Annotated in this window: 13 protein-coding genes and 1 pseudogene; 4 read left to right on the plus strand and 10 right to left on the minus strand. The window is 72.6% G+C overall.

All coding sequences use genetic code 11. The features are described 5' to 3' along the window. The 5 genes from ribD to rpiB all read right to left on the minus strand — a co-directional run. A partial coding sequence (ribD, locus tag ACVMLK_RS16370; RefSeq protein WP_457486999.1) for a bifunctional diaminohydroxyphosphoribosylaminopyrimidine deaminase/5-amino-6-(5-phosphoribosylamino)uracil reductase RibD occupies positions 1-689 on the minus strand: 689 nt, incomplete at its 3' end. Further along, positions 686-1,261: a GNAT family N-acetyltransferase gene (locus ACVMLK_RS16375; RefSeq protein WP_198364655.1), complete on the minus strand. Its 576-nt coding sequence runs from the start codon at positions 1,259-1,261 to the stop codon at positions 686-688. The genes ribD and ACVMLK_RS16375, both read right to left, overlap by 4 nt. Positions 1,262-1,268: 7 nt before the next feature. Then, entirely contained in the window at positions 1,269-1,727 is a 459-nt protein-coding gene (nrdR, locus tag ACVMLK_RS16380) for a transcriptional regulator NrdR (RefSeq protein ID WP_198364654.1), read from the minus strand. 24 nt (positions 1,728-1,751) lie between these two features. Next, positions 1,752-3,047, minus strand: coding sequence for a serine hydroxymethyltransferase (gene glyA / locus ACVMLK_RS16385; protein ID WP_422924509.1), 1,296 nt, complete (start codon positions 3,045-3,047; stop codon positions 1,752-1,754). 5 nt (positions 3,048-3,052) lie between these two features. Further along, a complete protein-coding gene (gene rpiB / locus ACVMLK_RS16390; RefSeq protein ID WP_198364652.1) occupies positions 3,053-3,538 on the minus strand; it encodes a ribose 5-phosphate isomerase B in 486 nt (161 codons plus the stop codon). 217 nt (positions 3,539-3,755) lie between these two features. On the opposite strand from rpiB, the gene hemB reads away from it, so the two are divergent. Then, positions 3,756-4,826 (plus strand): porphobilinogen synthase, encoded by a 1,071-nt coding sequence (gene hemB, locus ACVMLK_RS16395; RefSeq protein WP_457487000.1) that lies wholly within the window; start codon positions 3,756-3,758, stop codon positions 4,824-4,826. Between the two features lie 72 nt (positions 4,827-4,898). On the opposite strand, the gene ACVMLK_RS16400 is transcribed toward hemB, so the two are convergent. Continuing rightward, positions 4,899-6,032, minus strand: coding sequence for an alpha/beta hydrolase (locus ACVMLK_RS16400; RefSeq protein ID WP_198364650.1), 1,134 nt, complete (start codon positions 6,030-6,032; stop codon positions 4,899-4,901). A 163-nt stretch (positions 6,033-6,195) separates the two neighbouring features. Here ACVMLK_RS16400 and ACVMLK_RS16405 point away from each other — a divergent pair, with 163 nt between their 5' ends. Further along, entirely contained in the window at positions 6,196-7,707 is a 1,512-nt protein-coding gene (locus ACVMLK_RS16405) for an aldehyde dehydrogenase family protein (RefSeq protein ID WP_422924515.1), read from the plus strand. A gap of 39 nt (positions 7,708-7,746) precedes the next feature. On the opposite strand, the gene ACVMLK_RS16410 is transcribed toward ACVMLK_RS16405, so the two are convergent. Further along, a complete protein-coding gene (locus tag ACVMLK_RS16410) occupies positions 7,747-8,964 on the minus strand; it encodes an OprO/OprP family phosphate-selective porin (RefSeq protein WP_457487001.1) in 1,218 nt (405 codons plus the stop codon). Between the two features lie 135 nt (positions 8,965-9,099). Here ACVMLK_RS16410 and ACVMLK_RS16415 point away from each other — a divergent pair, with 135 nt between their 5' ends. Then, positions 9,100-10,392 (plus strand): AmpG family muropeptide MFS transporter, encoded by a 1,293-nt coding sequence (locus ACVMLK_RS16415; protein WP_422924519.1) that lies wholly within the window; start codon positions 9,100-9,102, stop codon positions 10,390-10,392. A 31-nt stretch (positions 10,393-10,423) separates the two neighbouring features. Here the strand turns inward: ACVMLK_RS16415 and ACVMLK_RS16420 are convergent, their stop codons facing one another. The 3 genes from ACVMLK_RS16420 to dapA all read right to left on the minus strand — a co-directional run bounded on the left by ACVMLK_RS16420 (position 10,424) and on the right by dapA (position 12,293). After that, complete coding sequence (locus tag ACVMLK_RS16420; protein ID WP_198364646.1) at positions 10,424-10,687, minus strand: DksA/TraR family C4-type zinc finger protein; 264 nt, start codon at positions 10,685-10,687, stop codon at positions 10,424-10,426. A gap of 118 nt (positions 10,688-10,805) precedes the next feature. Further along, complete coding sequence (gene smpB / locus ACVMLK_RS16425) at positions 10,806-11,291, minus strand: SsrA-binding protein SmpB (protein WP_198364645.1); 486 nt, start codon at positions 11,289-11,291, stop codon at positions 10,806-10,808. A 123-nt stretch (positions 11,292-11,414) separates the two neighbouring features. Further along, the gene (dapA, locus tag ACVMLK_RS16430) at positions 11,415-12,293 is read right to left on the minus strand and encodes a 4-hydroxy-tetrahydrodipicolinate synthase (RefSeq protein WP_198364644.1); all 879 of its coding nucleotides are present in this window, start codon (positions 12,291-12,293) and stop codon (positions 11,415-11,417) included. A 150-nt stretch (positions 12,294-12,443) separates the two neighbouring features. Here dapA and ACVMLK_RS16435 point away from each other — a divergent pair. Beyond that, positions 12,444-13,051, plus strand: a pseudogene (locus ACVMLK_RS16435) (lytic transglycosylase domain-containing protein); the annotation flags it as partial.

Consider the following 13,051-nt stretch of genomic DNA (forward strand, 5'->3'; position numbering starts at 1 on the left):
GCCACCACGCGCACCGTCGGCACCGGCGCGAAGCCCGGCAGGCGGCAGGTCAGGTCGGGATCGTCGGCGAGCGCCGTGCCGCTGCCGACCAGCACCGCGTCGTGCCGGCCGCGCAGCGCATGGGCGGCGCGCCGCGCCGCCGGGCCGGTGATCCACTGGCTCTCGCCCGCCCGCGTGGCGATACGGCCATCCAGCGTCGTGGCGAGCTTCAGCGTCAGCAGCGGCAGGCCGCTCGCCAGGCGCTTCAGGAAACCGGCGTTCAGCGCCCGCGCCTCGGCCTCCAGCATCCCAGACGCGACGGCGATGCCGGCCTCGCGCAGCCGCCGCAGCCCGGCGCCATCAACGCGCGGATCGGGGTCCTGCATGGCGACGACGACGCGCGCCACCCCGGCGGCGATCAGCGCATCGGCGCAGGGCGGGGTGCGGCCCCAGTGGCAGCAGGGCTCCAGCGTGACATAGGCGGTGGCGCCGCGCGCCGCCGCGCCGGCCCGGCGCAACGCCTCGGTCTCGGCATGCGGGCGGCCTCCCGGCGCGGTCCAGCCCCGGCCGACCACCACGCCCTCCTTCACGATGACGCAGCCGACGGCGGGATTCGGCCAGGTGTTGCCCAGGCCCCGGGCGGCGAGCGCCAGCGCGGCGCGCATCTGCGCCACGTCCTGCGCCGCGGATGGGGGCCCGGCGTGGCTCATGCCACCTGGGCGAGGGCGGGCAGCCGCTTCGCCATCATGGTGTGCGGCAGCGGCATGCCCGAGACCGCCTCGGCCCGCTGGCCGGCCGCCTGCATGACATAGCCACGGCGGCGGAACAGGCCGAGGGCGCGCAGATGCCCGCTCGGCACCCGCACGCGCAACGTCGCCGCACCCTCCAGGGCCAGCAGCTCCTCCATCGCCGCCAGCAGGGTGGAGCCGACCCCCTGCCCCATGGCCTGCGGCGCCACCCAGAGGCCGGTCAGCCGCGCGACCGCGCCCGCATCGCCGCCCTCCGGCGGCTCCTCGGCCAGGGCGCAGCCCAGGGGCACATCGCCGATCTCGGCCACCAGCAACGGGCCGGTGGCGGAGAACAGGGCCGAGAAGCGGGCCGCGTCGATCTGGCCGCGCGCGCCGGCCGGCAGCAGCGCCGGCCCCTGGCTGAAGGCGGCGAAGGCCAGCGCGGCCAGGGCCGGGCGGTCGGCGATGCCCGCCATGCGGACCGGCGCGCGCGTCGCCGGGAACGGCGTGCCGGCCCCGGCGGCCAGCGCCGCGGGATGAAACAGCCTGACCATTGGCGGCTTAACCCTTCTTGTCGTCCAGCGAGCCCAGGAAGGCCTGGAAGTCCTTCGCCTCGCCGAAATTGCGATAGACCGAGGCGAAGCGCACATAGGCCACCTGGTCGAGTTCCTTGAGCGTGTCCATCACCATCTCGCCGATGGCGCGGCTGGTGATCTCGCTCTCGCCCTCCGCTTCCAGGCGGCGCTGGATGCCGTTGACAATCTTCTCCACCCGGTCCTCGTCCACGGGGCGCTTGCGCAGCGCGACCCGGATGGAGCGGGCGAGCTTGTCCCGGTCGAAGGGAGCGCGGCGCTGATCGGACTTCACCACCGTCAGCTCGCGCAGCGTCACGCGCTCGAAGGTGGTGAAGCGGGCACCGCAGGAGGGGCAGGAGCGGCGGCGCCGGATCGCCGCGCCGTCATCGGCCGGGCGGCTGTCCTTCACCTGCGTGTCCTCGCTGCCGCAGAAGGGACAGCGCATGGCCCGGCTCCCCGCCCCGCCCGCTCAGCCCCGGTAGATCGGGAAGCGCTCGCAGAGCGCGCGCACCTGCTCGCCCACCTCGCGCTCGATCGCGGTATTGCCCTCGGGATCGTTGCTGCGGGAGAGGCCCGTCAGCACCTTGCCGATCAGCCGGCCGATCTCGCGGAACTCCGCCTCGCCGAGGCCGCGCGTGGTGCCGGCGGGGCTGCCGAGGCGGATGCCGGAGGTGACCGCCGGCTTCTCGGGGTCGAAGGGGATGGCGTTCTTGTTGCAGGTCAGGTGGGCGCGGCCCAGCGCCGCCTCGGCCGCGCGGCCGGTCAGCGCCAGCGGGCGGAGATCGACCAGCATCAGGTGGTTGTCGGTGCCGCCGGTGACGATGCCGGCGCCCTGCGCCATCAGCTCCTCCGCCAGCGCCCGCGCATTGGCCACCACCGCCTTGGCATAGGCGCGGAAATCGGGGCGCAGCGCCTCGCCGAAGGCCACCGCCTTGGCGGCGACGACATGCTCCAGCGGCCCGCCCTGCAGCCCGGGAAAGACGGCGCTGTTCAGCTTCTTCGCCAGCGCCTCGTCATTGGTCAGGATCATGCCGCCACGGGGCCCGCGCAGCGTCTTGTGGGTGGTGGTGGTCACCACATGGGCATGCGGGAAGGGGCTGTCATGCGCGCCGCCGGCCACCAGGCCGGCGAAATGCGCCATGTCCACCATGAAGAGCGCGCCCACCTCGTCCGCGATCTGGCGGAAGCGGGCGAAATCCCAGGCGCGGGCATAGGCGGAGCCGCCGGCGACGATCAGCTTCGGCCGGCTTTCGCGCGCGATGCGCGCCACCTCCTCCATCTCGATGCGGCCGCTCTCGCGGTTCACCGTATAGGGGGCGACCTTGAACCACTTGCCCGAATAGTTGACGTGCGAGCCATGCGTCAGATGGCCGCCGGCGGCGAGGTCGAGGCCCATGAAGGTGTCGCCCGGCTGCATCAAGGCGAAGAACACCGCCATGTTCGCCTGGGCGCCGGAATGCGGCTGCACATTGGCGAAGCCGCAGCCGAACAGCCGCTTCGCGCGCTCGATGGCGAGGGTCTCGATCTCGTCGACGAACTCGCAGCCGCCATAGTAGCGGCGGCCGGGCAGGCCCTCGGCGTACTTGTTGGTGAGGATCGAGCCCTGGGCCTCCAGCACCGCGCGGGAGACGATGTTCTCGGAAGCGATCAGCTCGATCCCGTCCTGCTGGCGGGTCAGCTCACGCCCGATCAGCCCGGCGATCTCGGGATCGGCCTCGGCGAGCGGGGCGGCGAAGAAGCGGCTGGCGGCGGCGAGGTCGGTCATCGGCGTCAGGCCTCCTCGGCCCCGGGGGCGGCCAGGGAACTGGCCGGCTGAAGGGAGAGCTTGGCGACGCGGCGGTCGTGCCGGCCACCCTCATAGGCGGTGGTGAGAAAGGCCTGCAGCGCATCGGCGACCACCTCGGGCCCCATGGTGCGGGCGCCGAAGCAGGCGATGTTCGCGTTGTTGTGGGCGCGGGTCAGGCGCGCCTCGGTCGTGTCGTGCACCACCACGGCGCGGACCGAGGGGTGGCGGTTGGCGGCGATCGCCATGCCGATGCCGGTGCCGCAGACCAGCACGCCGAAGACGGCGCGGTTCTGGGCCACGGCCTCGGCCACCTGCCGGGCGAAGTCCGGATAGTCCACGCTGGCCTCACCCTGCGTGCCGAAATCCAGCACGGGATGACCCGCCGCCTCGAGCCGGGCGCGCAGGCTGTCCTTCAGGGCGACGCCGGCATGGTCGGCGCCGATGGCGATGGGGGTCTCGGCCGGATTCATGGCGGGCTCGTTACCACGGCTTGTTGAACAGGAAAACTCGCAACGCCCTGGCGCCGCTGCAACCCGGTCATGTGCGCAAGGGGACGTGAAAGGCGGCCCCGCCCGCACCAGGGCCGGCTCCCGGTCCCGGCTTGCCCTTGGCCCCCCGGGGTCCTTGGTGCTTCATTGCGCCGATGCCGCCGCGTGACGCTGGGCGGCGCGGAAGCGGAGACGGCGCATGGCCCTTCATGATCCCACCCGGTACGATCCGGCCCGGCAGGACCACACCGGCTCCGCCTCTCCAGGTCCAGCCTCTCCCGGCGGGGGCTTCCCCGCGCTGCGTCCCCGCCGCAACCGGCACGACGCCTGGACCCGCCGGCTGGTGGCCGAGAACCTGCTCTCGGTGGACAACCTGATCTGGCCAATCTTCGTCATGGAGGGCGAGGGCGGCGTCTCGGAGGTCGCCTCCATGCCGGGCGTCCGGCGGGTGACGCTGGACCGCCTGGCCGATCACGTCGGGCCCGCCGCCGAGCTCGGCATCCCGGCCGTCGCCCTCTTCCCGATGACGCCGCCGGAGCGGAAGGACGCGGAAGGCACGGAGTCGGGCAATCCGGAGAACCTGATGTGCCGCGCCGCCCGGCGGCTGAAGCGGGATTTCCCGGATCTCGGCCTGATCGGCGACGTGGCGCTCGACCCTTATACCGACCATGGCCATGATGGCGTGATCCGCGAGGGCTACGTGGACAATGACGCCTCGCTCGGGATCCTGGCGCGGCAGGCGCTGGTCCAGGCCGAGGCCGGGATCGACGTCATCGCCCCCTCGGACATGATGGATGGCCGGGTGGCGGCGATCCGCGCCCGGCTCGACCAGGCCGGCCTGATCCACACCCGCATCATGTCCTACGCCGCCAAGTATGCCTCCGCCTTCTACGGCCCCTTCCGCGACGCGGTGGGCTCCGGCGGGGCGCTGAAGGGCGACAAGAAGACCTACCAGATGGACCCGGCCAATTCGGACGAGGCGCTGCGCGAGGTCGCGCTCGACCTGGCCGAGGGCGCCGACATGGTCATGGTGAAGCCCGGCATGCCCTATCTGGACATCGTCCGGCGGGTGAAGGAGCGCTTCGCGGTGCCCACCTTCGCCTATCAGGTCAGCGGCGAGTACGCGATGATCATGGCGGCCGTCCGCAACGGCTGGCTGGACCATGACAAGGCCATGATGGAGAGCCTGCTGGCCTTCCGCCGCGCCGGCGCCAATGGCGTGCTGAGCTACTTCGCCGTCGAGGCGGCGCGGCGGCTGCGGGCCGGCTGAGGGGGCCCGCCGGCCCCCTCCCCGCCTTCAGGAACGCCCGTCTTAGGAACGCTCGCCTCAGGAACGCCCGCCTCAGGAACGGCGGCGCACCGGCACCACCACCGCCGGCGCCGGCAGGGCGAAGGCGGAGCGCAGCTCACCCGCCATGAAGCGCTGCGCATCCCCGGCCTTGGCCAGCACCCGCGGGTCGGCACCGAAGAACTCGTGCGTCACGCCCGCATAGTCCCGCGCCACCACCTGCACGCCGTTCGCGGTGAGGCGCTCGCCCAGGATCTGCCCGTCGCTGCGCAGCGGGTCGATCTCGGCGGTGATGATTACGGCCTTGGGCAGGCCGCGCAGCTCGGCCCGGCCATAGACGTTCAGGCGCGTGTCCTGCAGCTCGGACGGGCTGCTGGTGTACTGCTGGATGAACCACTGCATCATCGCCGCGTTCAGCGGCTTCGCGTTCGCCATCTCGCGATAGGAGGGCGTGGTCATGTCGGTGCCGGCGACCGGGTAGATCAGGCCCATGGCCACCGGCAACGGCATGCGGGCCTCGCGCGCCGCCATGGTGGTGGTGATCGCCAGGTTGCCGCCGGCGCTCTCGCCCACCACCGCGACGCGGGACAGATCGGCGCCCAGCTCCCCGGCATGCGACAGCGCCCAGGCATAGGCCGCATAGGCGTCGTCATGCGCGGCGGGGAACCGGTGCTCCGGCCCCTGCCGGTAATGCACGGCCAGGACCAGCGCCTGGGCCTCCGCCGCCAGGGCACGCGCCGAGGCGTCGTAGGTGTCGAGATCGGCGATGACGAAGCCGCCGCCGTGGTAGTAGACGATCAGCGGCAGCGGGCCACGGGCCGGTTGGCCCGCGCGCGCCGCCTCCAGGGGGACGTAGAGACGGGCCGGCAGGGGACCGCCGGGGCCGGGGATCTGCAGCTCGCGCACCTCCGGCAGCGGCCGCGGCATGGCGGTCTGGCCGATGGCGCGAAGCCGGTGCTTCACCGCATCCGCCATGCCCGGCTGCAACCGCGCCTCCTGCGCGTTCAGGGTCTCGATCGGCTTCGGCCGCAGTGCCTGCAGGCTCTCGAGCAGCGCCCTCATCTCCGGGTCGGCCAGGCCGGTCGGGTCGGCGGGCGGCAGCGGTTCGGACGGGGTGGCGCAGGCGGCCAGCAGGCCGGCGAGGCCGAGGGGCAGCGCCAGGCTGGCTCGGCGGGACAGAAGGGGCATCAGGCATCTCCTCGTGCCGACGCCTCCGGGCCTCGGCTCAGAAGCTGGAACGTGGGTATCGCGGCCCGGTTGCCTCGCCGGGCGGGCTTGCCCTCCTTGTCCCGCCGCCCCATGGTCTCGGCCTCCGCCGGCCCGGGAGCCGGCCATCGCGGGAGACAACGCCATGCTCGACAAGCCCAGCACCGCCCCCGAGGCGCCGCAGCTCGATCCCTTCGCCCTGGCCAAGGCGCTGTCCGGCCACCACTTCATCGGCGGCCGCTATACGCCCGCGCGCTCCGGCCGGACCTTCGCCGTGGTCAATCCGGCGACGGGCGAGGAAGTGGCGCGCGCGGCCGATGGCGATGCGGCCGATGTCGAGGCCGCCGTGACCGACGCGGCGCGCGCGCAGAAGGAGTGGGCGAAGGTCCCCGCCCGCAAGCGCGGCGCGCTGGTGCACAAGGCGGCGGCGCTGATCCGCGAGCATGTCGAGGAGCTGGCGCGGCTGGTGGCGCTCGAGACCGGCAAGGCGCTGCGCACCGAGAGCCGGGTCGAGGCCAACAACGTCGCCGATATCTTCGAGTTCTTCGGCGGCCTCGGCGGCGAGCTGAAGGGCGAGACCGTGCCCTTCGCGCCGGATGTGCTGAACATCACCGTGCGCGAGCCGCTCGGCGTGGTCGGCGCCATCATCCCCTGGAACATCCCGATGATGCTGATGGCGCTGAAGGCGGCCCCCGCCCTCGTCGCCGGCAACACCATCGTCGTGAAGTCGGCCGAGGAGGCGCCGCTGGCGGTGCTGCGCATCGTCGAGCTGATGAACCGCGTGCTGCCGGCGGGCGTGTTCAACATCCTGAGCGGCCAGGGGCCGGAATGCGGCGCCCCGCTGGTCGAGCATAAGCTCGTGAAGAAGGTGACCTTCACCGGTTCGGTCGAGACCGGCAAGATCATCTATCGCGCGGCGGCCGAGAAGCTGATCCCGGTGACGCTGGAGCTCGGCGGCAAGTCGCCGATGATCGTCTTCGCCGACTGCGACTTCGAGAAGACCGTGCAGGGCGCGCTGACCTCGATGCGCTTCACCCGCCAGGGCCAGAGCTGCACGGCGGCCAGCCGCATCTTCGTCGAGCGGCCGATCTACGAGAGGTTCGTCGCCGAGATGGCCAAGCGCGTGGACGCCATGGTGATGGGCGACCCGCTGGACGAGAAGACCGATATCGGCACCATCATCTCCCCCGGCCAGTTCGAGAAGGTCCGCGGCTTCATCGAGGAGGGGAAGGCCACGGCCGGCGCCACCGGCCGCGCCTGCTCCGCCATGCCCTCCGACCCGGCGCTGCGCAAGGGCCTCTTCATCCAGCCGCACATCTTCACCGGCCTCGACACGGAAAGCCGGCTGGTGCGCGAGGAGATCTTCGGCCCCGTCACCGTGGTGTTCCCCTTCGACGAGGCGGAGGCCGTGCTCGCCGCGGCGAACGACACCGAGTTCGGCCTGGCCGCCAGCGTCTGGACCAACAACCTCAGGATCGCGCTGGATTTCGCCCACCGCATCGAGAGCGGCCTGGTGCAGGTGAACCAGAATCTCGTGGTGCAGCCCAACCTGTCCTATGGCGGCGTCAAGGCCTCGGGGCTGGGCAAGGAGGCGAGCCTGGAATCCATGCTCGAGCACTTCACCCACAAGAAGACCATCATGGTGAACATGGCCTGAGGACCATGAACTGAGCCGGGAGGGACCGGGGCGCGGCCCTCACATCTCGAAGGCCGCCCGCAGGCCGATGGCCTGGAAGTCGCGGTCCGGCCCGTCCAGCCCGATCCGGCCGTTCTGGTACTGTGCCGAGAGGCGCAGCCAGGCGGCCGGGAACCAGTTCAGCCCGACCGACCAGATCCGCTGCCGGCCGCCGCGCGTCTCGCCGTCCCGCAGATCGGCCTCGCTGTAGCGGCCGGCCAGTTCCAGCGCGCCGAACCCTCCGGCGGCGGGGTTGAAGTCCGGCACCGTCCCGAGGCCCCAGCTTCCGCTGTCCGCCTCCCGCTCGCGCGGCGGCCCCAGCAGCGGCAGGGCCGCCTGCACATACCAGCCGGAGAAGTCGCGCCGACCGCCGGACAGGGCATCGACCGTGACGCGCTGGTACAGCGCCTCGACATAGAGCAGCCCCGCCCGGCCGGCGGCCTCCGGCCCCCAGGCGGAGGCGGAGTCGGCGGGGATGGTGCCGGTGTCCAGAAAGACACGGCTGTCCACGCGCAGCTCCGGGTAGTCGTCGAGGCCGATGCTGTTGCGCCCGGGCGAGGTGCCCGGCTCGAACTGGTGCGCGCCGTTCATGCCCAGCTGCAGCGCCCCCACGGGGGCATCGAAGGCCAGCCACGCCGCCCGTCCCACCAGCCCGCGCTGGCGCCCGTCGTTGCGGGTCGAGAGCACGCCGCCCGTGCCATAGGCCGAGGCCACCCAGCGCTCGCCATGCGCCTCCAGGCCGAGGGCGGTGCGGGTGTCGCCGGAGGCCACGGAAGCGGCGATGTTGCTGATCGCCGCCCGTTCCAGGAACAGGGTCTCGAAGGAGCTGCCGGCATATTCCGGCAGGTGCCGGAGCTGGAAGGCGCCGGCCCGGACCGTCATCCCGTCCAGCGCCTTCCAGGCGAGCTGTGCCTCATAGACCTGGCTGTAGTCGTTCGGGCTGGAGCCGCCGAAGTCCCAGGTGAAGCGGTACTCGACCGCCTCTCCCAGCGCGCCGCGCAGGCCGAGCCGGGCGCGGCGCAGGTTGACGCCGCTGCGGAAGCCCTCCGGCTCGTCCTGGCCGAAGAAGGAGCCCGCATCGGCATCGAGCCGCAGGCTCGGCCGCATCGTGAAGCCTCCCCCGAAGGCGGACAGGCGCGGCAGGCCGTCCTGCCAGCCCAGCCCGTCCTCCGCCACCGCCGGCGATGCCGCCAGCAAGGCCAGCCCGGCCGCCATGCCCTTCATCCCACCCCGGATCATCCGCGCCCCCTGCTCCGCCGCATCCGGCGCAGAAGCTCGCCAGGTGGCGGAAAGGTTGCGTGACATCCATCTGACGGCCCTGGCCCACCGGCGCCGCTGTTCAACCCGGGCGCCGGCATGTCAGGTTGCGCGCCGATGCGCCCGACCCTCTCCTCGATCCTCCACGACCGCCGCTTCCTGATCATGCTGGCGCTCGGCTTCTCTTCCGGCGCCCCGCTGCCGCTCACCCTGGCCATCCTGCGCCGCTGGATGACGGAATCCGGCGTCTCGCTGACCGAGATCGGCCTGACGGCGCTGATCGGCCTGCCCTACTCGCTGAAGTTCCTCTGGTCGCCGCTGCTGGACCACGCGGCGCCGCCGCTGTTCCGCGGCTGGGGATTGCGGCGCGGCTGGCTGGCCACGATCCAGCCGCTGCTGGCCGCCGCCATCCTGCTGATGGGGCTGACCGACCCCGCGGTGGCGCCCACCGCCACCGTGCTGGCGGCCATCGCCGTGGCCTTCCTCTCGGCCAGCCAGGACATCGTGGTCGATGCCTATCGCATCGAGGTGCTCGACGAGCGCAGCCAGGGCCTCGGCCTCGCCTTCTATGTCTGGGGCTATCGCCTGGCCATGCTGGCGACCGGCGCGGGGGTGCTGACCCTCTCCGAGCACTGGGGCTGGAGCGGCGGCTTCGCCTATGCGGCGGCGCTGATCGGCGTCGGCTTCCTGGCCACCTGGCTGGGGCCGCGGGCGGAGGAGCGGATCCGCTCCGCCAGCGCCAGCCTGCGGGCCCGCCTGCGCTCGGCCGTGATCGATCCCTTCGCCGATTTCACGCGGCGGCGGTACTGGCTGCCGATCCTGCTCTTCGTCGCGCTGTTCAAGCTGGGCGAGGCCCTGGCCGGCGTCATGGTGCCGTCCTTCCAGGCGGAGCTCGGCTTCACCCGGAGCGAGGTGGCGCAGGTCGGCAGCGTCTTCGGGCTGGTCGCCACCCTGGCCGGCGCGCTGGCCGGCGGCTGGATCGTGGCGCGGATCGGCACCGCCCGCGCCCTGGTGCTGACCGGGCTGGCGCAGATGCTCTCCAACCTCATGTATGTGGCGCTCGCCTATGCCGGGCACGACATGCCGATGTTCTATCTGCAGACCGGCGTCGAGAACTTCACCGACGGCATGGCCGACAGCGCCTTCCTGGCCTATCTGGCGACGCTGACCAACCGCGCCTTCACCGCCACGCAGTATGCCCTGCTCTCCTCGCTCGCGGCGGTGGCGAGCAAGACGGTCGGCGTGTTCAGCGGCTACCTGGCCGAGCGGCTGGGCTGGCCCGGCTTCTTCCTGCTGACCACGGCGGCGGCCCTGCCGGCCATGGGCATCATGCTCTTCCTGCTGCGGCGGCTGCCACCGCGCCCCTCCGGCGCGGCGGAGGTGGAGGTGGCGGAGCGGCACCCCGCCTGATCTCCCCCTTGGAGGCCACCCGCAAGAAGGCTCAGCGGAGCTGGCTGTCCTTGCTGCCGCGACGGTTGATGCCGAAGCTCTGCGGCCGCCGGTCCAGCGCCGACTGGCAGGCGATGCAGGTGCGCGCGCCGGGCAGCGCGCGGCGCCGCGCCTCCGGGATCTCCTCGCCGCATTCCAGGCAGTGCTCGAGGGCCGGGCCGGCCGGAATGCGCGCCCGGGCCCGCAGCACGCCCTCCGTGACGGTGTCCTCGATCTGGTCCTGGACGCCGCCATCCGGAGCCCATCCGTTCGCCATCCGCTTGCCTCCGGCAGACCTCGGGAAGGCCGTGCAGATGGGGAAGCGCGCGGGCCTTTCAAGGAAGGCGCGCCAGTCCAGGCACGTCGGTCCAGAGAGGCGTGCCGGGTGGCGGGGCCTAGCCCTTCTCGCGCATCAGCCGCGCCTTGTCGCGCTGCCAGTCCCGCGCGGCGATGCTCTGCCGCTTGTCGGCCTTGTTCTTGCCCTCGCCGAGGCCGATCACGACCTTGGCGATGCCGCGTTCGTTGAACAGGATCTCGAGTGGCACCAGGGTGACGCCCTCGCGCGTCACCGCTCCGGTCAGCTGCCGCACCTGCTTTTTCTTCAGTAGCAGTTTGCGCGGCCGGCGCGGCTCGAACTTGGCGACGTAGCTGCCGGCCTGCCATTCCGGGATGTAGCTGTTGAACAGCCAGATCTCGCCGTCCCGCTCGCCGGCCCAGGCATCGGCCAGGGCGGCGCGGCCGGCGCGCAGCGACTTCACCTCCGGCCCCACCAGGACCAGGCCGGCCTCGAAGGTCTCGCCGATCTTGTAGTCGAAGCGCGCCTTGCGGTTCTGCGCGGCGGTGCCGTGCGAGATCAGCGCTTTCTTGCGGGGCTCGGCCATGGTCGTCTCATTTCTCGGCCCGCAGCGGCCTGGCGCTGCCGGCGGTCCCGCGGGACCGGGGAAACACCCCTCCCCCGCGGCGGTTTCAGGAAGCGCCGCCCGGGCGGGGGCGCGGCCGGCGGCTCAGTTCAGCAGGCCGGCCTGCACCATGGCCGCCTTCACCCGGGCGCGGGTGCTCTCGGCCACCGGCGCCATCGGCAGGCGGCAATGCGCGCTGGACTTGGCGAGCAGGCTGGCGGCGTACTTCACCGGACCCGGCGAGGTCTCGCAGAACATGGCATCGTGCAGCGGCGTCAGACGGTCCTGGATCGCCATCGCCTCCTCGATGCGCCCGGCCTCCCAGGCCGCGTGCATCTCGGCGCAGAGGCGCGGCGCGACATTGCCGCTGACGCTGATGCAGCCCACCCCGCCGGCGGCGCGGAAGGCGAGCGCCGTGTGGTCCTCGCCGGAGAGCTGGCAGAATTCCGTGCCGCAGCTGAGCCGCGTGTGCAGCGGCCGGGTCAGGTTGGCGGTGGCGTCCTTCACGCCGACGATGTTCGGGTGCTTCGCCAGCCGCGCCATGGTCTCGACCGACATGTCGATCACGCTGCGGGGGGGGATGTTGTAGATGATGATCGGCAGATCCACCGCATCGGCGATGGCGGTGAAGTGGAGGTAGAGGCCCTCCTGCGTCGGCTTGTTGTAGTAGGGCGTCACCACCAGGGCGGCGTCGGCGCCGGCCTCCTTGGCATGGCGCGTCAGCTCGATCGCCTCGGCCGTGCTGTTGGAGCCGGTGCCGGCGATCACCGGCACGCGCCCCGCCGCCGCCTCGACGCAGAGCTCGACGACGCGGCGATGCTCGTCATGCGACAGGGTCGGGCTCTCGCCCGTGGTGCCGACCGGAACCAGCCCCTGGGTGCCCTCGGCGATCTGCCAGGCGACGAAGTCCTGGAACGCTTTCGGGTCCAGCGCGCCGTCCTCGGTCATCGGCGTGATCAACGCAACGAGGGAACCCTTGAACATCGGCCCTGACTTTCCTTCCCGGGGGACGCTTGCCGTGAAGGCCGGAAGCTAGGGCCGCCGACCGCGCGGCACAAGCGGTGCGGCGCCGGAGGGGCGACGCGGGGGCGCAACCCCTGGGAGAGGTTTCGCCGATCGGCTAGGGTCACGGCCATGTGCTCCGCGCCACCCCGCCCGCCCCGCCGCCGCGCCCTCGCGCTGGCGCTGCTGCCCGCCCTGCTGCTGCTGCCGGCGACGCCCGCGGCCGCGCAACCCTGGGCGCCGGAGGCCGCCCGCGCCGCCGGCCGCGCCGCCATGGTTGCCGCGCAGGCCGGCCGCTGGAGCGAGGCCGAGGCGATCGCCCGGGAGGGCGCGGACCCGCTGGCCGCCAAGCTCTTCACCTGGATGCGGCTGCAGGTGCGCGGCCTCGCCACCGCCCCGGAGGTGGCGGCCTTCACCGAGGCCAATCCGCACTGGCCGTCGCTGCAGACCCTGACGCTGCGCGGCGAGGAGGCGCTGCCGGTGCTGGCGGAGGATTCCACCGTGCTGCGGCTCTTCGCCCGCATCCCGCCGCGCGGGCTGGTGGCGGTGCGCCAACTCGCGGAGGCGCAGCAGCGCCAGGGCCAGGCGGAGGCCGCCCGCCGCACGCTGCGCGAGGGCTGGCGGGACGCCGCGCCGGACGCCGGTGCGGAGGCCGGCTTCCTGGCCGCCTTCGGCACGGTGCTGACGCCGGCCGACCATCTGGCGCGCTATCAGCGCCTGGCCTGGGCGCGACAGGGCGC

The sequence above is a fragment of the Teichococcus aerofrigidensis genome (assembly GCF_054073225.1).